Annotated in this window: 24 protein-coding genes; 14 read left to right on the forward strand and 10 right to left on the reverse strand. The window is 63.5% G+C overall.

Annotated features, from left to right (window positions below):
• Positions 1-9: 9 nt before the first annotated feature.
• The 3 genes from ACLK1G_RS23455 to ACLK1G_RS23465 all read right to left on the reverse strand — a co-directional run bounded on the left by ACLK1G_RS23455 (position 10) and on the right by ACLK1G_RS23465 (position 2,720).
• The gene (locus tag ACLK1G_RS23455; RefSeq protein WP_420767544.1) at positions 10-1,275 is read right to left on the reverse strand and encodes an ABC transporter permease; all 1,266 of its coding nucleotides are present in this window, start codon (positions 1,273-1,275) and stop codon (positions 10-12) included.
• A 1-nt stretch (position 1,276) separates the two neighbouring features.
• Complete coding sequence (locus tag ACLK1G_RS23460) at positions 1,277-1,987, reverse strand: ABC transporter ATP-binding protein (RefSeq protein ID WP_420767545.1); 711 nt, start codon at positions 1,985-1,987, stop codon at positions 1,277-1,279.
• Between the two features lie 136 nt (positions 1,988-2,123).
• Positions 2,124-2,720, reverse strand: a complete 597-nt coding sequence (locus tag ACLK1G_RS23465; protein ID WP_420767546.1) for a DUF2796 domain-containing protein — start codon at positions 2,718-2,720, stop codon at positions 2,124-2,126.
• A 120-nt stretch (positions 2,721-2,840) separates the two neighbouring features.
• On the opposite strand from ACLK1G_RS23465, the gene ACLK1G_RS23470 reads away from it, so the two are divergent.
• Positions 2,841-3,188: a hypothetical protein gene (locus ACLK1G_RS23470; RefSeq protein ID WP_420767547.1), complete on the forward strand. Its 348-nt coding sequence runs from the start codon at positions 2,841-2,843 to the stop codon at positions 3,186-3,188.
• On the opposite strand, the gene trxA is transcribed toward ACLK1G_RS23470, so the two are convergent.
• The 3 genes from trxA to ACLK1G_RS23485 all read right to left on the reverse strand — a co-directional run bounded on the left by trxA (position 3,182) and on the right by ACLK1G_RS23485 (position 5,362).
• Positions 3,182-4,054, reverse strand: coding sequence for a thioredoxin (trxA, locus tag ACLK1G_RS23475; RefSeq protein ID WP_420767548.1), 873 nt, complete (start codon positions 4,052-4,054; stop codon positions 3,182-3,184). The two genes, ACLK1G_RS23470 and trxA, sit on opposite strands and share 7 nt — an antisense overlap.
• Before the next feature lie 187 nt (positions 4,055-4,241).
• Positions 4,242-4,901, reverse strand: coding sequence for a class I SAM-dependent methyltransferase (locus tag ACLK1G_RS23480; protein ID WP_420767549.1), 660 nt, complete (start codon positions 4,899-4,901; stop codon positions 4,242-4,244).
• Entirely contained in the window at positions 4,898-5,362 is a 465-nt protein-coding gene (locus tag ACLK1G_RS23485) for a YbaY family lipoprotein (protein WP_420767550.1), read from the reverse strand. The genes ACLK1G_RS23480 and ACLK1G_RS23485 overlap by 4 nt, the downstream gene beginning before the upstream one ends.
• Positions 5,363-5,490: 128 nt before the next feature.
• Between ACLK1G_RS23485 and nrdR the strand changes: the two genes are divergently transcribed.
• The 12 genes from nrdR to ACLK1G_RS23545 all read left to right on the forward strand — a co-directional run bounded on the left by nrdR (position 5,491) and on the right by ACLK1G_RS23545 (position 14,151).
• On the forward strand, positions 5,491-5,955 hold the full coding sequence (gene nrdR, locus ACLK1G_RS23490) for a transcriptional regulator NrdR (RefSeq protein WP_013694316.1): 465 nt from the start codon (positions 5,491-5,493) through the stop codon (positions 5,953-5,955).
• Complete coding sequence (ribD, locus tag ACLK1G_RS23495; protein ID WP_420767551.1) at positions 5,952-7,085, forward strand: bifunctional diaminohydroxyphosphoribosylaminopyrimidine deaminase/5-amino-6-(5-phosphoribosylamino)uracil reductase RibD; 1,134 nt, start codon at positions 5,952-5,954, stop codon at positions 7,083-7,085. The genes nrdR and ribD overlap by 4 nt, the downstream gene beginning before the upstream one ends.
• Positions 7,086-7,131: 46 nt before the next feature.
• A complete protein-coding gene (locus ACLK1G_RS23500) occupies positions 7,132-7,794 on the forward strand; it encodes a riboflavin synthase (protein ID WP_420767552.1) in 663 nt (220 codons plus the stop codon).
• Positions 7,795-7,810: 16 nt separating this feature from the next.
• Positions 7,811-8,902, forward strand: a complete 1,092-nt coding sequence (gene ribBA / locus ACLK1G_RS23505; RefSeq protein WP_420767553.1) for a bifunctional 3,4-dihydroxy-2-butanone-4-phosphate synthase/GTP cyclohydrolase II — start codon at positions 7,811-7,813, stop codon at positions 8,900-8,902.
• A gap of 89 nt (positions 8,903-8,991) precedes the next feature.
• The gene (ribH, locus tag ACLK1G_RS23510; RefSeq protein ID WP_039594266.1) at positions 8,992-9,468 is read left to right on the forward strand and encodes a 6,7-dimethyl-8-ribityllumazine synthase; all 477 of its coding nucleotides are present in this window, start codon (positions 8,992-8,994) and stop codon (positions 9,466-9,468) included.
• Positions 9,465-9,965 (forward strand): transcription antitermination factor NusB, encoded by a 501-nt coding sequence (gene nusB, locus ACLK1G_RS23515; protein ID WP_039594265.1) that lies wholly within the window; start codon positions 9,465-9,467, stop codon positions 9,963-9,965. Before ribH ends, nusB begins: the two co-directional genes overlap by 4 nt.
• 22 nt (positions 9,966-9,987) lie before the next feature.
• Positions 9,988-10,953 carry a thiamine-phosphate kinase gene (thiL, locus tag ACLK1G_RS23520; protein WP_420767554.1) on the forward strand — a complete coding sequence of 322 codons (966 nt, stop codon included), beginning with the start codon at positions 9,988-9,990 and terminating at the stop codon, positions 10,951-10,953.
• Entirely contained in the window at positions 10,950-11,453 is a 504-nt protein-coding gene (locus tag ACLK1G_RS23525) for a phosphatidylglycerophosphatase A family protein (protein WP_420767555.1), read from the forward strand. The genes thiL and ACLK1G_RS23525 overlap by 4 nt, the downstream gene beginning before the upstream one ends.
• 11 nt (positions 11,454-11,464) lie before the next feature.
• The gene (locus ACLK1G_RS23530) at positions 11,465-12,223 is read left to right on the forward strand and encodes a substrate-binding periplasmic protein (protein ID WP_420767556.1); all 759 of its coding nucleotides are present in this window, start codon (positions 11,465-11,467) and stop codon (positions 12,221-12,223) included.
• A gap of 109 nt (positions 12,224-12,332) precedes the next feature.
• On the forward strand, positions 12,333-12,950 hold the full coding sequence (gene ribA, locus ACLK1G_RS23535; RefSeq protein ID WP_420767557.1) for a GTP cyclohydrolase II: 618 nt from the start codon (positions 12,333-12,335) through the stop codon (positions 12,948-12,950).
• Positions 12,947-13,366 carry an MFS transporter gene (locus tag ACLK1G_RS23540; protein WP_420767558.1) on the forward strand — a complete coding sequence of 140 codons (420 nt, stop codon included), beginning with the start codon at positions 12,947-12,949 and terminating at the stop codon, positions 13,364-13,366. Before ribA ends, ACLK1G_RS23540 begins: the two co-directional genes overlap by 4 nt.
• On the forward strand, positions 13,366-14,151 hold the full coding sequence (locus ACLK1G_RS23545) for a cobalamin-binding protein (RefSeq protein WP_420767559.1): 786 nt from the start codon (positions 13,366-13,368) through the stop codon (positions 14,149-14,151). The genes ACLK1G_RS23540 and ACLK1G_RS23545 overlap by 1 nt, the downstream gene beginning before the upstream one ends.
• Before the next feature lie 138 nt (positions 14,152-14,289).
• On the opposite strand, the gene ACLK1G_RS23550 is transcribed toward ACLK1G_RS23545, so the two are convergent.
• The 4 genes from ACLK1G_RS23550 to ACLK1G_RS23565 all read right to left on the reverse strand — a co-directional run bounded on the left by ACLK1G_RS23550 (position 14,290) and on the right by ACLK1G_RS23565 (position 19,458).
• Positions 14,290-16,170 carry a TonB-dependent receptor domain-containing protein gene (locus tag ACLK1G_RS23550; protein WP_420767560.1) on the reverse strand — a complete coding sequence of 627 codons (1,881 nt, stop codon included), beginning with the start codon at positions 16,168-16,170 and terminating at the stop codon, positions 14,290-14,292.
• Positions 16,171-16,319: 149 nt separating this feature from the next.
• Positions 16,320-18,218: a 1-deoxy-D-xylulose-5-phosphate synthase gene (dxs, locus tag ACLK1G_RS23555; RefSeq protein ID WP_420767561.1), complete on the reverse strand. Its 1,899-nt coding sequence runs from the start codon at positions 18,216-18,218 to the stop codon at positions 16,320-16,322.
• A gap of 113 nt (positions 18,219-18,331) precedes the next feature.
• The gene (gene ispA / locus ACLK1G_RS23560) at positions 18,332-19,219 is read right to left on the reverse strand and encodes a (2E,6E)-farnesyl diphosphate synthase (RefSeq protein ID WP_420767562.1); all 888 of its coding nucleotides are present in this window, start codon (positions 19,217-19,219) and stop codon (positions 18,332-18,334) included.
• Positions 19,216-19,458 (reverse strand): exodeoxyribonuclease VII small subunit, encoded by a 243-nt coding sequence (locus ACLK1G_RS23565; protein WP_003185917.1) that lies wholly within the window; start codon positions 19,456-19,458, stop codon positions 19,216-19,218. Before ACLK1G_RS23565 ends, ispA begins: the two co-directional genes overlap by 4 nt.
• 469 nt (positions 19,459-19,927) lie before the next feature.
• Between ACLK1G_RS23565 and ACLK1G_RS23570 the strand changes: the two genes are divergently transcribed.
• A complete protein-coding gene (locus ACLK1G_RS23570) occupies positions 19,928-20,719 on the forward strand; it encodes a YfaP family protein (protein WP_420767584.1) in 792 nt (263 codons plus the stop codon).
• Positions 20,720-20,751: the final 32 nt, after the last annotated feature.

Raw genomic sequence — 20,751 nt, forward strand, 5'->3', positions numbered from 1 at the left:
TCAACGTCCTCATAAACGGATCGACAGGCCATCGGCCAACGATTGGCGATAGGCGCGCCAGGCCGGCACGCTGCCCATCAGCAGGGCGGCGACCAGAATGCCAGCCAGCAACGTCCATTCATACTCGCTCGGCCAGCCCAATGGCAGGTACAAACCGTAGGCCGACTGCACATAACCCTGGGCGGCGGCGATGCCGATGTACAACAAGGCCAGCCCGGCGGTGACCCCGGCCAATGCCAGGGCGAAGGCTTCGAGTACCAGCAGGCTCGCGATATGCCAGGGCCGCGCGCCGACCGAACGCAGGATCGCCATCTCCCGGCGCCGCTCGTTGAGGCTGGTGAGAATCGCCGTGAGCATGCCGATCAAGCCAGTCAGCACGACGAACAGCGAGATCACGAACAAGGCTTTTTCCGCCGTGCCCATCAGGCTCCACAGTTCTTGCAGCGCCACGCCCGGCAGGATCGCCAGCAGCGGTTCGCCACGAAACTCATTGATCTCGCGTTGCAAGGCGAAGGTGGAAATCTTGCTGTTGAGGCCAAGCATGAACGCGGTAATCGCTTTCGGCGTGAGGTCCATGTTGCGGGCCTGGTCGGCGCTGATGCGCCCATTGCCCTGGGCCGGCACGCCATTTTTCCAATCGATATGGATGGCCTCCATGCCGCCGAGGCTGATGTGCAGCGTGCGATCCACCGGCGTGCCAGTGCGCTTGAGAATCCCCACCACGGTAAAGGGTTTGTCGTCGTGCTTGACCAGGCTGATCGCCGCCACGCCGTGGGCCAGCACCAGCTTTTCCCCGAGTTTGTAATGCAGCGCCTCGGCCACTTCCGCGCCGAGCACCACTTCGAATGGGTCGGTGGCGAACGCGCGGCCATCGGCCAACGCCAGGTGTTGCCGGCGGCCGTACTGGTAATGCTCGAAGTAGGCCTCGGTGGTGCCCATCACCCGGTAACCGCGATGGGAGTCGCCAAGGGACATGGGGATCGCCCACTTCACTTTCGGGTTGTTGGCGAACTGCTCGAAGCTGTCCCAGCGGATGTTGTTGGTGGCGTTGCCGATGCGAAACACCGAGTACAGCAACAGATTCACGGAGCCGGAGCGGGCACCGACGATCAGGTCGGTGCCGCTGATGGTGCTGGCGAAGCTGGCCCGCGCCTCGGTGCGGACTCGCTCCACCGCGAGCAACAGGCACACCGAGAGGGCAATGGTAAAAGCGGTAAGGATCGCGGTGAAGCGACGGTTCGCCAGGCTGGCCATGGCTAGACGGAGCAAATACATCTCAGACCTCGAGTGGCTTGGCGGCGCGATTCAGATCGGCCAGCGAGAGGTGACGGTCGAACAGCGGCGCCAGGCTCTGGTCGTGACTGACGAACAACAGGCTCGACCCGGCTTCGCGGCATTCGGCGAACAGCAGACGCAGGAAGTTTTCCCGGGCGTCGTAGTCCAGGGCTGAGGTCGGTTCGTCGGCGATCACCAGTTCCGGTTGACCGATCAGGGCCCGAGCGGCGGCGACCCGTTGTTGTTGGCCGATGGACAGCGAGTCGGCCCGGCGCTCCAGCAGGTTCGTATCGTTCAGCCCCAGGTGGGCCAACAATGTGGCGGCGGCTTGATCGACACTCCCGTGGCGCTGGATGGCCCGTTGCGCGCGCAATTTCGAGAAATGGCAAGGCAGTTCGACGTTCTCGCGCACCGAGAGAAACGGCAGCAGGTTGAACTGCTGGAAGATGTAGCCGGTGTGGTCCACGCGAAAGCGGTCGCGGCTGCCCGCGCCCAATTCGGTGAGCTCCTGGCCAAGCAGGCGGATGCTGCCGCGATCCGGCGTTTGCACACCGCCCAACAGCCCCAGCAAGGTGGTCTTGCCGCTGCCGCTCGGCCCCTTGAGGAACAAGGTTTCGCCGGCATCCAGGCGAAACGCCGGGATGTCCAGCAGTAGCGGATGCCCGGGCCAGCTGAAGCCCAGGTCGGACAGTTCGATGAGTGCTTGGGTCATATCGCCGGTTTTTCAGGTTAACAGGACTTCCTGTGGGAGCGAGCCTGCTCGCGAATGCGGTGAGTCAGTCAACATCGTTTTGGATGTGCCGGCGCCTTCGCGAGCAGGCTCGCTCCCACATGGTTTTTGTGGTGAATCAGAATTTCAGGGCTGGCGCCTTGGCCGTCACTTCCACGCCTTGCTGGCCGCTCGGGCTGATCAGTTGTACCTGAATTTTCTGCGTGGCCGGAAAGGTTTTGAACAGTGTCGCCAGATCCAGGTTCTTCAAGGCGCCAGGGGCCGTGCAAGTGAATTGATAGTCGGCATGGATCTCGCTGTGTTCGCCATGGTGCCCGTCGCCATCTGCCTCTTCGTCGTGGTCTTCGTGGTCCGGCTCATCACCGAACAACGGGCTTTCCAATTCCTGCTGGGCCACGGTGCACTTGGCGGCGGCCGGCAGGTTGAACAACGCCAGGGGTTTATCCAGCTGCGCCCGCACGGCGGCGACCTTGGCTTTGTCGGCATCGCTGCTGGCGGCGTGTTCGAAGCCCACCAGGTTCATCGCCGGGCTTTCCAATTCCAATTCCAGGGTCTGGCCATCCAGGGCCGCATTCAACCGGGCGACGCCGTGCTCATGGGCGCCCAGGCTGCCGTGCTCGTGATCATGCTCATGATCGTGGTCATGCTCCACCGCCGCGTGAGCGACAGCCAATGGCAGCAGGGCGAATGGCAGGGCAAGAAGCAAACGACGCATGACGAATCTCCAGAAAGGTTATGTAATCTTATAACGATAGTGCGAGGAGTTTGACCATCTGCTTGGCGTCGCGCAAGGCCCATGGGAGCATGGGCAGATGAAATCTTCAGGAGCACGCTGATGTTGCGGATACGCGGGACGGTCGGTGATTGGCCGGTGGACTTGACGATAGAGATGGATGAAGGCGACTGGGCGCAGCTCGGCGCGCGGTTGCAAGTGGCCAAGTCCGAAGGCGCGGCGGCGGCGCCCGCCAAATCGACAAGCCAAGACGACACCCAGTGGCAGATCGCCCGGGAGTTGTTGCGCAAGGCCGGGCAACTGAGCGGCCCGGACTTGCTCGAACAGCTTGAGGGCCTGACCGGCAGCGCCTCGTCAGGCAAGCGCTTGCTGGTGCGCCTGCGCCACAGCGCCGAGGTCAAGGTGCTGAGCGGCGGGGATACGCCGCTCTATAGCTGGATCGGTCAGTAAAGCGCGGCGAACAGCTTGCGACGGTAGGTCGTCACCAGCGGGTGATCGTTGCCCAGCAGTTCGAACACTTGCAGCAAGGTTTTATGGGGCAGGCCTTCGCTGTAGCTGCGATTGCGGATGAACAACTTGAGCAGCGCCTCGAGCGCTGGCTCGTACTGCTGGCGCGCCAGTTGCTGGATCGCCAGTTGATACACCGCCTCGTCGTCCTGGGGGTCTTTCGCCAGCCGCGCCTTGAGGTCGGCGGCGTCCGGCAGATCCTTGGCCAGGCCGAGAAACTGGATCTGCGCCTTGGCGCCGGCCAGTGCGGCCTTGTGTTCATCGCTTTTCACTGCGTCGAGCACTGTTTGCGCCTCGCCCAGCTCGCCGCGCTCGGTCAGGCAACGTGCGTAAAGGATCAGCGCCTTGGCGTTGGTGTTGTCTTCGCCCAGCAACACGGTGAGCACGGCTTCGGCATCGGCGAAGCGGCCCTCATCGAACAGCGCCTGGGCCTGTTCGAAAGGGTCGGCTGCGGCTGGAGGCGGCATCTGCACATGGGGTTCGAGCATCGCCCGCACCGCCGATTCCGGTTGAGCCCCGGCAAAGCCGTCCACCGGCTGGCCGTCCTTGAACAGCACCACGGTCGGCAGGCTGCGAATGCCGAAGCGGGCGACGATGTCTTGCTCGACGTCGCAGTTGACCTTGGCCAGCAGCAGTTCGCCCCGATAGCTCTCGGCGATACCTTGCAACATGGGCATCAGTGCCTTGCAGGGCGCACACCACTCGGCCCAGAAATCCACCAGCACCGGTTTGTGAAAAGAGTTGGCGATCACCGACTGGTCGAAATCGGCCGTGGTGGCGTCGAAGATGTAAGACGTGTCCTGGGTCATGGGGAATCTCGTAGAACGCTTGAATGGGGCAACTATACGGCTTGGTGGGGGGTGGCTGAAAGCGGGGGCTTGCGGCGCCTGATAGACCGCTATCGCGAGCAGGCTCGCTCCCACCGTGTTTTATGCTGCCTGCATTTTTCATGAACTGAACAAAGTTCTATGTGGGAGCGAGCCTGCTCGCGATGCTTTAAGACAAGCGCCGCGCGTGGTACAGGCTCACATGCCGAAACTCCTCCGGCTCAGCCAGGTCCGGCAAGGTCATGGCCTCGAGCATTTCGATGCGTCGGTACAGCGGATGCTGGAAGTCCCGCACCCGGGAATCCGCCACCAGTGCCTCGCGGCCACGGCTGAGGAACTGGTCCAGCAGCGGCAGGTTCGCCCGGTCGTAGAGCACGTCGGCGACGAGGATCAGATCGAAGCGATCGGCCTCGGCGAAAAAATCCGTCGAATAACCCAACGTCACGCCGTTAAGCACTGCATTGGCCTGGCACGCGGCAAGCGCCAGCGGATCCAGGTCGCAGGCCACCACTTCCAGCGCCCCGGCCTTGACCGCCGCAATGCCCGCCACGCCGGAGCCGGCACCGAAATCCAGCACTCGCTTGCCCTCGACCCATTGTGGCTGTTCGGCCAGATAGCGCGCCATCGCCAGGCCGCTGGCCCAGCAGAAGCTCCAATACGGCGGCTCGTGGAGGATGCGCCGGGTTTCTTCCGGGCTGAAGGCTCGGTCCATGTTGTCGCCGTCGATCAACCACAGCTTCAAGTCTGTGTCCGGCAGCGCACAGGCCACCAAACGTGCATCGCCAAGTAACTCGTCCAGCGCTTGTTGCAGGTCCTGCGGTGGCCTCATGGCGCTTTGACGAATTGCAGGACGCCCAGCGCCTGGGTGGTCGGTTGGCTGATGCGTTGCTCCGGCAGGTGCAGGATCAACTGGCCCGACTGGCTGGCCCGGCCGCGCAGTTCCACGCGGGCGCCAACGGGGAAGGCTTCGGGGTTGAAGCGCAGGCGGAAGGGCAGTGCCTGGTTGGTGCCGATCAGGCTGGAACTGGCGAGCAGTTGCTGCGGGCGATCCTTGTCATCGATCACCAGCAGCGCCAGTTCCACCTCGGCCCCTGCCGGCACGCCTTGCAAGGTACCGCTCAGTTCTCGCTGATGCGCCGGCAGCGGCCCAAGCTCGGTGGCTTGGCGGGCCTTTTCCTGAGCCTGTTTAGGCGCGGGCGCCGGGGCTGGCGCGGCGGGTTTCGGGGCGTCGCTGCTGCACGCCATCAGCAGGCTGAAGAGACTGAGCAGAACAATGGATCGTAGCGGCATGGGTGGCTCCAGCAAGGTGAATTCGATGGATCTGGCGTTAAGCCCGTCTGTATACCGTAAACCCTATGGCTTGTCTTGCCAGTGGGATGCGCTACCATGGCCCTCCCTTTTTTTGTTGCCTGCCCACCATGCACTGTCCCTTCTGCGGTGCCAACGACACCAAAGTCATCGACTCGCGACTGGTCGCCGAGGGCGAACAGGTCCGCCGCCGCCGCGAATGCCTGGCCTGCGGCGAACGTTTCACGACGTTCGAGACCGCTGAACTGGTGTTGCCGCGCCTGATCAAGACCGACGGCAGTCGCCAGCCGTTCGATGAAGAAAAACTGCGCGCCGGCATGCAGCGCGCCCTGGAAAAACGCCCGGTAAGCGTCGAACGCCTGGAAGCCGCGCTGGTGCACATCAAGCACAAGCTGCGGGCGACCGGCGAGCGCGAGGTCAAATCCCTGGTGGTCGGCGAGCTGGTGATGGCCGAGCTGCAGAAGCTCGATGAAGTGGCCTACATCCGTTTCGCCTCGGTGTACCGGCGTTTCCAGGACCTCAATGAGTTCCGCGAGGAAATCGACCGCCTGGCCCGCGAGCCGGTGAAAGAATGACCAGCCCGGCGCAACAAGCCGTCCTCGACGCCCATTACATGGCCCGCGCCCTGGAATTGGCGCGACGCGGTCACTACACGACCCATCCCAACCCTCGGGTGGGTTGCGTGATCGTGCGGGACGGCGAAGTCGTCGGCGAAGGCTGGCACATCCGCGCTGGCGAACCCCATGCCGAAGTCCATGCCCTGCGCGCCGCCGGTGAAAATGCCCGGGGCGCCACGGCCTACGTGACCCTCGAACCGTGCAGCCACCATGGGCGCACACCGCCCTGTGCCGATGCGTTGGTCACCGCCGGGGTGGCGCGGGTGGTGGCCGCGATGCAAGACCCGAACCCGGAAGTCGCCGGCCGCGGCCTGCAGCGGCTGGCCCAGGCCGGCATCGCCACAGAAAGCGGCGTGCTGGAAGGCGAAGCGCGCAAGCTCAATGAAGGTTTCCTCAAGCGCATGGAATATGGCCTGCCGTTCGTGCGGGTCAAGCTCGCCATGAGCCTTGATGGGCGCACCGCCATGGAGAGTGGCGAGAGCCAGTGGATCACCGGCCCCGCCGCGCGCTCGGCGGTACAACGCCTGCGGGCCCAGGCCAGCGTGGTGCTGACCGGCGCCGATACGGTGCTGGCGGACAACGCCCGGCTGACCGTGCGTGCCGACGAGCTCGGGCTGGACGCCGAGCAGACCGCGCTGGCCATGAGCCGTCCGCCGCTGCGGGTGCTGGTGGACGGCCGCTTGCGAGTGCCGCTGGATGCGCCGTTTTTCAGGGCGGGCCCGGCGCTCGTCGCTACCTGCATGGCGGTGGAAGAACAGTACGCCAACGGCCCCGAATGCATGATCGTGGCGGGTGACGACGGTCAGGTCGATCTGCGCCGCCTGTTGGCGGAGTTGGCGGCCCGAGGCGTCAACGAAGTGTTGGTGGAAGCCGGCCCGCGCCTGGCGGGAGCCTTTGCCCGTCAGGGCCTGGTGGACGAGTTCCAGATTTTCATCGCCGGCAAGTTTCTGGGCTCCTCGGCGCGACCGCTGCTGGACTGGCCGCTGGCGCAGATGAAGGACGCCGCGCCGCTGAAAATCACCGAAATCCGCGCCGTGGGCGATGACTGGCGAGTCATCGCCGTTCCCGTTTCATCGGCCAGCGTATAATTCCCGGCTTTCGCTCAAGCGGCGGCCCGTTCTCGAGGAGGACTCCATGTTTACCGGCATCATCGAATCCATCGGCAGTATCCGCGCACTCACCCCCAAGGGCGGAGATGTGCGGGTGCATGTCGAAACCGGCAAGCTCGACCTGAGCGACGTCAAGTTGGGCGACAGCATCGCCGTGAACGGCGTCTGCCTGACTGCCGTCGAGCTGCCCGGCAATGGCTTCCTGGCTGACGTCAGCCGCGAAACCCTCGACTGTACCGCGATGAACGATCTCAAGAGTGGCAGCCCGGTCAACCTGGAAAAAGCCCTGACGCCGACCACGCGCCTCGGCGGGCACCTGGTCAGCGGCCACGTCGACGGTGTCGGCGAAGTGGTCTCGCGTACCGATAACGCCCGGGCCGTGGAGTTTCGTATCCGGGCCCCGAAAGAGCTGGCCAAGTACATCGCCCATAAAGGCTCGATCACCGTCGATGGCACCAGCCTGACGGTCAACGCGGTGGACGGCGCTGAGTTCATGCTGACGATCATCCCCCATACCCTGAGCGAAACCATCATGGCCTCGTACCGGCCTGGTCGTCGGGTCAACCTGGAGGTCGACCTGCTGGCCCGCTATCTGGAGCGTCTGCTGCTGGGCGACAAGGCCGCGGAGCCAGCAGCCGGCAATATCACTGAAAGCTTTCTGGCCGCTAACGGCTACCTCAAATCCTGACCCAAGGGGGTGCCGCGTGGCGCTCAATAGCATCGAAGAACTGGTTGAAGACATCCGCCAAGGCAAGATGGTCATCCTCATGGATGACGAAGACCGCGAGAACGAAGGCGACCTGATCATGGCCGCCGAATGCTGCAAGGCCGAACACATCAACTTCATGGCCAAGCACGCCCGTGGCCTGATCTGCATGCCGATGACCCGCGAACGCTGCGAGCTGCTGAAGTTGCCGCTGATGGCGCCGCGCAATGGCTCGGGCTTCGGCACCAAGTTCACCGTGTCCATCGAGGCCGCCGAGGGCGTGACCACCGGTATCTCCGCCGCTGACCGCGCGCGCACCGTACAAGCCGCCGCGGCCGCCGACGCCAAGGCCGAAGACATCGTCAGCCCCGGCCACATCTTCCCGTTGATGGCCCAGGCCGGCGGCACCCTGGCTCGCGCCGGCCATACCGAGGCGGCGTGCGACCTGGCGCGCATGGCCGGCTTCGAGCCCGCCGGCGTCATCTGCGAAGTGATGAACGACGACGGCACCATGTCCCGTCGCGCCGAGCTGGAAGCGTTCGCCGCCGAGCACAACATCAAGATCGGCACCATCGCCGACCTGATTCACTACCGTATGATCCACGAGCGTACCGTTCAGCGGATTTCCGAGCAGCCGCTGGACAGCGAACTGGGCCAGTTCAACCTGGTGACCTACCGCGACTCGGTGGAAGGCGACGTGCACATGGCGCTGACCCTGGGCACTGTTTGTGCTGAAGAGCCGACCCTGGTCCGCGTGCATAACATGGACCCTCTGCGCGACCTGCTGATGGTCAAGCAACCGGGCCGCTGGAGCCTGCGCGCGGCCATGGCCGCCGTGGCCGAGGCGGGCAGCGGCGTGGTGCTGTTGCTGGGACATCCACTCGATGGTGACGTGCTGTTGGCCCACATCCGTGAGACCACCGAGCAGCAACCGGTGAAAAAACCGACCACCTACAGCATTGTCGGTGCCGGTTCGCAGATCCTGCGCGACCTGGGCGTGCGCAAGATGCGTCTGATGAGCGCGCCGATGAAATTTAATGCGATATCCGGTTTCGACCTGGAAGTTGTAGAATACGTGCCCTCCGAATAATGGCCCGGGATTTCCCGCCCTGTATTCGTGGCTAATATCACTGAGGAGCGCGTATCGAACGTGCTCCGGCTCTTTAAGAGATCTGACGAATGACCCTGAAGACCATCGAAGGTACCTTCATCGCCCCCAAGGGCCGCTACGCGCTGGTAGTCGGCCGTTTCAACAGCTTTGTGGTTGAAAGCCTGGTCGACGGCGCGGTGGATGCGCTGGTTCGCCATGGCGTGAGCGAAGGCGACATCACCATCATCCGTGCGCCTGGCGCCTTCGAAATCCCGCTGGTTGCGCAGAAAGTCGCCCAAAAGGGCGAATTTGCGGCAATCATCGCCCTCGGTGCGGTCATTCGTGGCGGTACTCCGCACTTCGAATACGTGGCCGGCGAATGCACCAAGGGCCTGGCCCAGGTGTCCATGGAGTTCGGCGTGCCGGTCGCTTTCGGCGTGCTGACCGTTGATTCCATCGAGCAAGCCATCGAACGTTCCGGCACCAAGGCCGGTAACAAAGGTGCCGAAGCTGCCTTATCCGCCCTGGAAATGGTCAGCCTGCTGGCGCAGTTGGAGGCCAAGTGATTAGCGACGAGAGCGATCGTTTCAACCCGCGCGATCCAAAGCCTGCGGACGCCGGCAAGCCTTCGAAAAGCGTCAAGCGCCGCGAAGCCCGTCAGCTCGCGACCCAGGCCCTGTATCAGTGGCACATGGCCAAGCAATCGCTGAACGAGATCGAAGCGCAGTTTCGCGTCGATAACGATTTCAGTGATGTCGATGGTGCGTACTTCCGCGAGATCCTGCACGGCGTCCCCGCCCACAAGACTGAAATCGACAACGCCCTGGCACCTTGCCTGGACCTGACCATCGATGAGCTGGACCCAGTCGAGCTCGCGGTGTTGCGCTTGTCCACCTGGGAACTGATGCAGCGCGTCGACGTGCCGTACCGCGTGGTGATCAACGAAGGGATCGAGCTGGCGAAAGTCTTCGGTTCCACCGACGGCCACAAGTTCGTCAACGGTGTGCTCGACAAGCTCGCCCCGCGCCTGCGTGAAGCCGAAGTGAAGGCGTTCAAGCGCTGATTGGCGTTTGTGACGACTGACTATGGGTGAATTCGAGCTGATCCGTAACTACTTCGCCGCTGCGCCATGCGCGCAGGGCGGCGAGGGCGTTGCGCTGGGGATCGGCGACGACTGCGCCTTGCTGGCCGTCCCTCCCGGCGAACAGCTGGCGGTTTCCACCGACACGCTGGTCGCCGGTGTGCATTTCCCGGATCCTTGCGATCCGTTCCTGCTCGGCCAGCGCTCGCTGGCCGTGGCGGTCAGTGACTTGGCCGCCATGGGCGCGAGCCCTTTCGCCTTTACCCTTGCCCTGACCTTGCCGATGGTTGCCGCCGATTGGCTGCAAGCCTATGCCCAGGGTTTGAGTCAGATGGCCCGGGCATGCGGCGTGGCGTTGGTGGGCGGCGATACCACGCGGGGGCCCCTGAGCCTGACCCTGACCGTGTTCGGCCGCGTCCCGTCCAGCCAGGCCTTGACCCGCGGCGGCGCGCAGCCCGGCGATCTGCTGTGTGTCGGCGGTGAGCTGGGCAATGCCGCCGGCGCGTTGCCGCTGGTCCTCGGCCAGCGCAGCGCTGAGCCTGCAGTCGCCGAGCCATTGCTGGGCCATTACTGGGCGCCGCGACCGCAGATCGACCTCGGCCTGGCACTGCGGGGCAAAGCCAGCGCGGCGATGGACATTTCCGACGGCCTGTTGGCCGACTGTGGGCATATCGCGCTGGCGTCCGGCGTGGCGTTGACGGTTGAACGTGACCGGCTTCCGCTGTCCAATGCACTTCTGGCGCTGCTCGGCCCGTCAGGCGCGCAACACGCCGCCCTGAGTGGTGGGGACGACTATGTATTGCTGTTCACCCTGCCGTCGGTCCGATTGTCGGCACTTCTGGCCGAAGGCTGGCCGATCCATGTGGTCGGCAGTGTCACGCAGGGGCAGGGCGTCATGCTGGTTGACGACCTTGGGCGCGACATCACCCCGCAAACACGGGGCTATCAACATTTTGGGGAGACACCGTGACAGATCATCCCAACCAGGTACCGGCCGAATTCGTTCCGCCTTCGGTCTGGCGCAATCCCTGGCATTTCCTGGCGTTCGGCTTCGGTTCGGGTACCTTGCCCAAGGCGCCGGGCACCTGGGGCTCGCTGGTTGCGCTACCCTTTATACCGTTGTGGCAGATGTTGCCGGATTGGGGCTACTGGCTGATGCTGGGCATCACCATGCTGTTCGGCTTCTGGCTGTGCGGCAAAGTGGCGGATGACCTGCGGGTACACGACCACGAAGGCATCGTCTGGGACGAAATGGTCGGCATGTGGATCACCTTGTGGCTGGTGCCTGAAGGTTGGCAATGGCTGTTGGCCGGTTTCCTGGTGTTCCGCTTCTTCGATATCCTCAAGCCATGGCCGATCCGCTGGATCGACCGGAAGGTACACGGGGGTGTCGGCATCATGCTCGACGACGTGTTGGCCGGCGTTTTTGCCTGGCTTGCAATGCAAGGGTTGGTGTGGTGTTTCACCTGAGGGAACGAGGCATGGGCGTAAGCCGCGCACTTTTGCTGTTGCTGTGTATCGGAGCGTTGTTCGGCGTTCGGGTGGCCGAGTCGGCGCCGCTGCCCGGCAAGATTCGCGCCGCCAGTGAAGAGTGGGCCGATTACACACAGGCCGATGGGCAGGGCATGGGGTGGGAGCTTTTGCGCGCGGTATTCGAGCCCGAAGGCGTCAAGCTGGAAACCCGTAGCGTGCCCTACACGCGCTCGATCGGGTTGGTGCAGCGCGGCGAGGTCGATGTGCAGGTCGGCGCCTATCGGAATGAGTCCGCAGGAGTGCTTTACCCAAAGTGGCACTACGATGTTGATCATATCTATGCCCTCGGACTGGCCTCCAAGCCGTCCCCAACGTTAGCCACCATCGGCAACTATCGACTGGTGTGGATGCGCGGCTACGAGTACGACAACTACCTGCCCAACGTACGACGTTTCAACGAAATTCATCGCGCCGTGGGAATCCTGCCGATGCTGGCCCATGACCGTGCCGATTTCTATATCGATGCTTCCATGGAGATCGAGGAGGTGCTCGCCAAGGCCGACGATCCCCAGCAATTCAAAATGTCGCCGCTGATCAATCTACCGCTGTACCTGGGCTTCGCCGACAACGAAAACGGTCGCGTGCTGCGTGCGCTGTTCGACCGACGCATGGAAGTGTTAGTGAAGAGCGGTGAGCTGAAACCGATTTTCGAGCGTTGGAATCAACCCTATCCCTTCGACGAGCACGGCAAACCACCGAAGTTGTGATCAAACTTTTCGATGGTTATGCGTGATAATTCAGCCTAAGCGCCCATCGGATCGTGCTGTTACAATGCCCGCCTCTGCGAATCTCCAGTACTAGATCAGGAGCACACCGGTGCCTGTCGTTTTTGTTGCCGCTTCCAAGCTGCCAACGCCTTTTGCTCAATTCACCATGCATGGTTTTCTCGATGAAGCCACCGGTCGCGAGCACGTCGTGCTGAGCCTGGGTGATTTCGCCGACGGCGCTCCGGTACTCGGTCGCCTGCACTCCGAATGCCTGACGGGCGATGCGTTGTTCAGCCAGCGCTGTGATTGCGGCTCGCAGCTTGAAGCCGCGCTGCAAGCCATCGCCCGTGAAGGTCGCGGCGTGCTGCTGTATTTGCGCCAGGAAGGGCGCGGCATTGGCCTGTTGAACAAGATCCGTGCCTATGAATTGCAAGACGGCGGGGCCGACACCGTGGAAGCCAACGAGCGCCTCGGCTTCGCCGCCGATTTGCGCGATTACAGCATCTGCCTGCCGATGCTGGAACACCTGGGCGTCAAGGCCTTGCGGTTGATGACCAACAACCCGCGCAAGGTCAAGGCACTGACCGACATGGGTATCGCGGTGGCTGAACGCGTGCCGCTGCACACCGGCCACAACCCTCACAACAAGCTCTACCTGGCGACCAAAGCCAGCAAACTCGACCACATGATGGGCAACGAGCACCAGGGCGAGGTCGACCGGGCGTGACGCGCGGCCAGGTTCGGCGGCGGCTGGCCGTCAGTTGGTGGCAGTACCTGGCGCTGGCCTTGCTGCCATTATTTGTGATCAACACGGTATTTGGTCAGGGCGAGGCGATCCTGCCGGTGCTGGCGATGCCGCTGTTCATCGCGGGCGTGGCGTCGATGTTTGTCAGCCTGCGGTTTTTCGGCGGCTATAAAAACGCATTGATCGCCACGCAAAAATCCCTCGATACGCCTGAAGAACCCGAGGCCTGGATCACCCTGGCAGCCCGGCGTCGCGCAGCTTTCCTGGTGGCAGGCCTGCCGGCCTGGATTGGCGCGTTGGCGGTATTCGTCGGCCTCGAAGCGGTGCCGCTGATGCTGTTGGCGTTATCCACCGCCGTGCTGTTCTACCTGTATCGCATCCCGCGTCAGCTCGGTTGATGCGTCTCTGGCTGGCGGTCCTCCTGCTGGCCGCCAGCGCCTCGACGATGGCGGCTTCGCGCGTTGTCAGCCTGGCGCCCTCGCTTTCTGAAATAGTCGTTGAGTTGGACTCCGCTGACCTGCTGGTGGGTGTGTTGGACGGTGGTGAACGTCCGCCGGCCCTCAAAGAGCTGCCTTCCGTTGGGCGTTACGGCCAACTGGATATGGAGCGGCTGCTCAGCCTCAAGCCTGATCTGCTCCTGCTTTGGCCAGGCAGCGTGGGCCCGGCCCAGCGCCAGCAGCTCAAGGCGTTGGGCATCCCGATCTACGTCGCCGAGCCCCACGATCTCGATCAACTCATTACGCAAATTCAAGATATAGCCACCCAACTCGGCCGCCCGGAGCGGGGCGTGCAGCGAGCGGCGCAACTGCGCCAGCGCCTGGAGGCGCTACGCCAACGCTACCGACGGGAGAGGCCTGTGCCGGTGTTCTATCAGGTCTGGGACCGGCCGCTGTATACCGTCGGCGGTGGGCAGATCATCAGTGACGCCTTGGCGATATGCGGCGCGCGCAATGTGTTCGCCGACCTGAGCGTACCGGCGCCGCAAGTGAGTGTGGAATCGGTACTCCAGCGCCAGCCGCAGATGATCCTCGCCACGGATCAGGCACAGCTCGATGCCTGGAAAGCCTGGCCGGTGGCGCAGGGGCGACTTTTGCTGGTGGATGACAAAGGGCTGGAGCGGCCCAGCGGGCAGATGATCGAGGCGACAGCGCGGCTGTGCGGGTTGATTGCGCCCGACCGGTAGACCGCGGTGCCTTCAATAGCGAGCAAGCTCGCTCCCACAAGGATTCGTAGCGCCGCTGATTTTGGATTCACATCGAATCAATTTGTGGGGAGCGAGCCTGCTCGCGATGGGGGCGGACCAGGCACAACAGATTCTGGATCAAAATTCCGGGGTCCAGGTCACCCCAAACAACCACGCCCGACCCTCCTCCCGATACCCGTGCTGCAACCCCTCATGGCTATACAGCGCCCGGCTGTAACCTTTGTCCAACAGGTTATCCACCTTCATCTCCAACTTCACTTCCCGGCTCAGCGCCCAACTGCCGCGCAACCCGAGCAGGGCATAGCCGCTCAGGGCATTGCGGTTGTTTTCGTCGTCATAGCTGCTGCTCACCGCTTGCCAGGTGGCGCCGAAACCCAGGCGATCGAATTGTCGGTCCAGGTCCAGGCTCAACGTGCGACGAGCGCGGCGGGCCAGGGTGTGGCCGCTGTCACGGTCCCGTGGGTCGATGAAGGCCAGGCCCAGGTTGCCCTGCCAACCGAACAATTCCTGCCGCAAGGCCGCTTCGAAACCATTGATCCGCGCCGACGCAACGTTCTGCGGGCGTGAGCCGCTGCCGAAGATGATCGCGTCCTCCAGGTCCGTGCGGTACAGCGAAGCCTCCAGGCGGGCGCTGTCGCTCAGTTGGCTGCGCCATTGCGCTTCGTAGCTCTTGGCCGTTTCGGGTTTCAGGTCTGGGTTGCTGAAGTCCGGGTAATACAAGTCGTTGAATGTGGGGGCGCGAAAGCTTTCGCTGTAGGTCAGCAATACGTCGTTGTCTGAGTTCACTGGCAAGGTGAAGGTGCCGCTCCAACTGTTCTGGCCACCAAATTGCTGGTTCTGGTCGCGGCGCAGGCCCAACTCTGTCGAGAAGGTTTCGGCCTGGTAGCGATGCTGGATAAACGCCGCGCGGTTCCAGCGGCTGTCTTCCTCGAACGGCGTGCTGCTGTTGACCCGGTCCTGATACCAGTCGCCGCCCACGATCAGGCTGTTGCGCTCGTCCAGTGTCACGTCGTTCTGCCAATTCACCGAATCGCGGTAGGTGTTGAAGACTTCGCGAACATCACTGAGCTTGTCGAACGTTTTCTCACGGTTCTCGCTGTGGCTCAGTTCGAGGCGGGACGTCCAGGCGTCGTTGATCCGAGCGTCCGCGTAACTGCTGAAACTGCTTACCGCAAACTCGCTGTACGGCTGCTGGGGCAAGGACTCGAAGGTGCTGGGGTCGAGGCGGCCGAACGGGTTGTCGTATTCACTTTTTCCACGGTTATCCAGCAGGTTCAGGCCGAGCTCCAGATCGTCGCTGGCGGCATGGCTCAAGCTCAGGCTGAAGGACCGGTTGCGGTTGGCGTCGGCGTCTCGGTCGCTGGCGTAGGACTCGTGGGTCCGATTGCTTCCTGCGGTTTCGTCCAGGCTGGCGCCGAGGTTGAAACGCGTCTGCTCGTCGCCTCCGGACATGCCCACGCTGCGCTCCCAGGTCTGGTGGCTGCCAATACCCAGGTGCAGGCGTGGTCGCAGCCCTTGATCGTTGCCGCGCCGTGTGAAGATCTGGATCACCCCGCCCACCGCATCGGCGCCGTAGATCACCGAGCGCGAGCCACGCAACACTTCTACCCGCTCGATCTGGTTGATATTCAGGCGTTGCAGGTTGCTGTCGCCAGAGGTGGCGTTGCCGATGCGCTGGCCGTCCACCAACACCAGGCTCTGGGCCGACTTGGTGCCGCGGATGTAAATCCCCGGCAGGCTGCCGCGCCCGCCCAATGGCGCCACTTGCACGCCCGGCACGCGGCTGAGCAAGTCGGTGACACTGGCCGGTTGAAGGCGGTCGATGTCGTCACGGGTGAATACCGTGTTGGCGGCGCTGCTGTCGTTGCGGGCCTCTACCTGGCGGTTGGCGCTGATGAGGATGTCGGGCAGCTTGAGGGCTTGGTCGCGTTCGAAGGTATTGGCCAGCAGGTCGGGGGTGGGGAGCAGGGCGAGGGCGAGGGCGAGGCGGCGTTTCATCGGTGTTCCATGATTTCGTGGTCCACACAGAAACCAATGTGGGAGCGAGCCTGCTCGCGATAGCGGTAGGTCAGTCAGCACGGCATCGACTGGTCTACCGCTATCGCGAGCAGGCTCGCTCCCACAGGGGGGCCGTGTGGTCTGAAGAGTTACAGGCCCAACAGCTGCAACCGCAGTCGCACCGCCGCTTCGATCCCCGCCTCGTCCAGCCCGCATTCGGCCAGCATTTGCGCAGGCTTGGCGTGTTCGACGTAGAGATCCGGCAGCCCAAGGTGCAGTACCGACTTGAGGATGTTTTCCCGCGCCAGGAATTCGCTGACCGCCGCGCCGGCACCACCCATGATGGCGTTTTCCTCGATGGTCACGAGCAGTTCGTGGCTGTCGGCCATCTCGCGCACCAGGTCTCCGTCGAGGGGTTTGACAAAGCGCATGTCCACCAGGGTGGCATCAAGCTTTTCGGCGACTTTCAAAGCTTCGGCCAACTGCACGCCAAACACCAACAGGGCCGCTTGCTTGCCTCGACGGCGGATCACGCCCTTGCCGATCTCGATGGGCTCAAGGTCAGCCTCGATCGTCGCGTTCGGGCCGGTGCCGCGAGGGTAGCGCACTGCCGCCGGGCCATTGAACAAGTGGCCGGTGGTGAGCATCTTGCGCAGTTCGTTTTCATCGCTCGGCGTCATCACCAACATGCCGGGGATGCAGCGCAGGTAGGACAAGTCGAAGCTGCCGGCGTGGGTCGGGCCGTCTTCGCCCACCAGCCCGGCGCGGTCGATGGCGAACAGCACATCGAGGTTCTGCACAGCCACGTCGTGGACGAGTTGGTCATAGCCGCGCTGAAGGAAAGTCGAATAGATTGCCACCACCGGCTTGGCGCCTTCGCAGGCCATGCCGGCCGCAAGGGTCACGGCATGTTGTTCGGCAATCGCTACGTCGAAATAACGCTGCGGGTAGCGTTCGCTGAACGCTACCAGGTCGGAGCCTTCCTTCATCGCCGGGGTAATGCCCACCAGCCGCGGGTCGGCGGCGGCCATGTCGCACAGCCATTGGCCGAACACGCCGGAATACTTCGGCCCACCGGTCTTTTTCGGCGCGGCGGCCGGGGCATCCAGGGGTTCAAGCTTGGTGATGGCGTGGTAACCGATCGGGTCGACTTCCGCCGGGGCGAAGCCTTTGCCTTTCTTGGTGACCACGTGCAGGAACTGCGGGCCCTTGAGATCGCGCATGTTGCGCAGGGTGGCGATCAGCGTGGGCAGGTCATGGCCGTCGATGGGGCCGATGTAGTTCCAGCCCAGCTCCTCGAACAGCGTGCCGGGCACCAGCATGCCCTTGGCATATTCTTCGGTGCGCCGGGCGATTTCCCAGGCGCCCGGCAGGCGCGACAGGACCTTCTTGCTGCCTTCGCGCATGCTGGCGTAGGTGCGGCTCGAGAGGATCTTCGCCAGGTAATTGGACAATCCGCCAACGTTGCGCGAGATCGACATGTCATTGTCGTTCAGTATCACCAGCATGTTGGCGTTGACCTCCGGCGCATGGTTCAGCGCCTCGAAGGCCATGCCTGCGGTCAGTGCACCGTCGCCGATCACGGCAATCGCCTTGCGCTCGCTGTTTTGCAGGCGGGCGGCAATCGCCATGCCCAGGGCGGCGCTGATGGAGGTGCTGGAGTGACCGACGCCAAAGGTGTCGTATTCGCTCTCGGAGCGGCGCGGAAAGGCGGCGACACCGTCCTTCTGGCGCAACGTGCCCATGCGGTCGCGACGACCGGTGAGGATCTTGTGCGGATACGCCTGGTGCCCGACGTCCCACACCAACCGGTCGTCCGGGGTGTCGAAGACGTAGTGCAACGCGATGGTCAGCTCGATGACGCCCAGGCCCGCGCCGAAGTGCCCACCGGTCTGGCCGACCGTGTAGAGCAGTTCCAGGCGCAACTCATCGGCCAGGGTCTCCAGCTCGGCTTCACCCAGTCGACGCAGGCCGTCCGGCGTGTTGGCGCGGTCCAGCAGGGGCGTGGTCGGGCGTGTGCGGGGGATCTCTTGAAACGTCGTGGGCATCAGGCGAATCGTTATAGGTATAGAAAGAGGCGGCAGTTTACCTTATGCATCGCAAGCTGCCCACGCGTCGGCCGGAACTTGGCCGATACGCACTTAAATGGGTTGACCGTGGATCAGCTGCGTCGTTCGACGATATAACGCGCCAGATCGCGCAACGGTTCGGCCGCCGCGTCAAAGGGTCGCAGCGCGGCCAGGGCCTGGTCGCGCAGTTCCAGGGCGTAGGCCTTGGCTGCATCCAGGCCGAGCAAAGCCGGATAGGTCGGCTTGTCGCGCGCAATGTCGGCACCCTGGCGCTTGCCCAGGGTCTGGGTATCGCTTTCGACGTCGAGGATATCGTCCTGAACCTGGAACGCCAGGCCGATGGCCCGGGCGTAGGTCTGCAAGGCTTGCAGTTGTTCCGGCGTGGCCCGGCCGCTGGCCAGGGCGCCGAGCCGGACGCTGGCCTCGATCAGAGCGCCGGTCTTGTGCCGGTGCATGTATTCCAGCGCGCTCTGATCCAGCTTCAGGCCCACCGAACCCAAGTCGATGGCCTGGCCGCCCACCATGCCGGCCGGGCCCGCCGCCAACGCCAGGGCGCTGACCATGTCCAGGCGAACCTGCGCCGGGCATTCGCTCAGGGTCGGGTCCAGCAGGGCGCTGAAAGCGAGGCTCTGCAAACCGTCGCCCGCAAGAATTGCGCAGGCTTCGTCGAATTTCTTGTGGGTTGTCGGCTGGCCGCGACGCAGGTCGTCGTCGTCCATGGCGGGCAGGTCGTCATGCACCAGGGAATAGGCATGGATCAGCTCGACCGCGCAGGCCGCGCCGTTGGCCTGCTCGGCCACGCCGCCAAGGGCTTCGCACGCGGCATAGGCCAGCAGCGGGCGCACGCGCTTGCCGCCGTTCATCACGCTGTAGCGCATGGCTTCGTACAGGCGCGCCAGTTCCGGGCTCGGGGCGCTGAACAGGGTCTCCAGTGCAGCATTGACCCGGGCCTGACTGCTGGCCTGATAAGCGCCGATCATTCAGGCTGTTCCGCGTCGAAAGGTTCTTCGGTCAGCTCGCCGTCGCGTTCGAGCAGCAATTGTACCTTCTGTTCGGCCTGGGCCAGCGCTGCCTGGCAGTCGCGAGTCAAGCCGATACCTTGCTCGAAAGCAGTCAGCGAGTCTTCCAGCGACAGTTCGCCGTTCTCCAGGCGTTCGACCAGCGTCTGCAGGTCGGCCAGAGATTGTTCGAAATCCAATGCAGCTTTTTTGCGGGCCATGGCGGCTATTCCGGTTGACTGTTAAACCGGCGCGACACTAGCAGACATGGGGTGCTCGGGCAAATCAGGGCGGGGTAATGCGGGCTATGATCCAGTGCTTTTGTGGCGAGGGAGCTTGCTCCCGCTCGAGCGCGCAGCGGTCGCAAACTGGATCAACCCGGCGGGTTTGGGGCTGCTGCGCAGCCCAGCGGGAGCAAGCTCCCTCGCCACGGGATTTCGTCAGAAGTGACGTCGGGTTTCGTATTCGGCTCATTTCGTGAGCCGAATAAATTCCCTATTCGGCTCACATCAGCTTCGATACGTGATTTCCCACACAGAATCGCGCGTCCCCCGATTGTGAAAAATCCGTCAAATGGCTACTCTTCGCGCCATCTACGGCCCTCTTGCGACGGGGCCTTCAGACGAAACCCGAACAATGACAAGCAGCGCCGAGGAAGGGCGCCGGGTTGCGTCGTGCATGGCAGGAGGCATAGTGCGTTTTCTTTCATTGTTGATCGTGCTGCTCGGCGCGCCGCTGGCGTGGGCCGGGCCTTCGGCAGAAATGTCGGAGCCGGTCGGCGGCTGGCGTTACCACGGCTTGCTCGATCGCACGCAAAACCCGCAAGTCGCCTACCCCACGCCACCGATCGATCGGGGCGTGCAGCGCAACCGCACGATGATCGAAGGCCGGATCAAGGACATGGGCACGGCGCGCCAGCCCCATAGCCTGTCGGTCAACGGCAACCCGCTGAATCTCTACACCGATGACGAGGGGCGTTTCGCCCGGCCGTACGCGTTTGGCGCCGGCTCCAACAGCGTCGAGGTGCGCAGCTCCGAAGGCCAGTCCCTCAAGCGCGTGCAATTCTATGAAGCCAACAACTTGCGCACTCCGGCGCAAATCCGCGTGGTGCTGGGCTGGGACGATCCGAAAGCCGAACTCGACCTGCATATCGTCACACCCGACGGCCAACATGCTTTTTTCGGCCGGCCGGCCCTGACCAACGGCGGCGGCCTCGACCCGGACGGCGTCGACGGCCCCGGCCCCGAGATGTTCACCATGACCGCACCCATGCACGGCACTTACCTGGTGTACGTGAACTATTGGGGCAACTACGGCAGCGGCGGTTACAACTTCGACGAAGCCAGCAACCAGAACGAGGTAATCACCTCGCAGATCAACCTGGTGCTCAACGAAAACACCGTCGATGAAAAACGCGAAACCTTTGTCGTGCCCCTGCGCGCCATTGGCGATCTGCTGCTGGTCAAGACGTTCAACTACTAAGTACTCCGCTCCACGGATGAATAGGCCCTTGT

This window comes from Pseudomonas algeriensis (assembly GCF_048847255.1).
Classification (GTDB): Bacteria; Pseudomonadota; Gammaproteobacteria; order Pseudomonadales; family Pseudomonadaceae; genus Aquipseudomonas.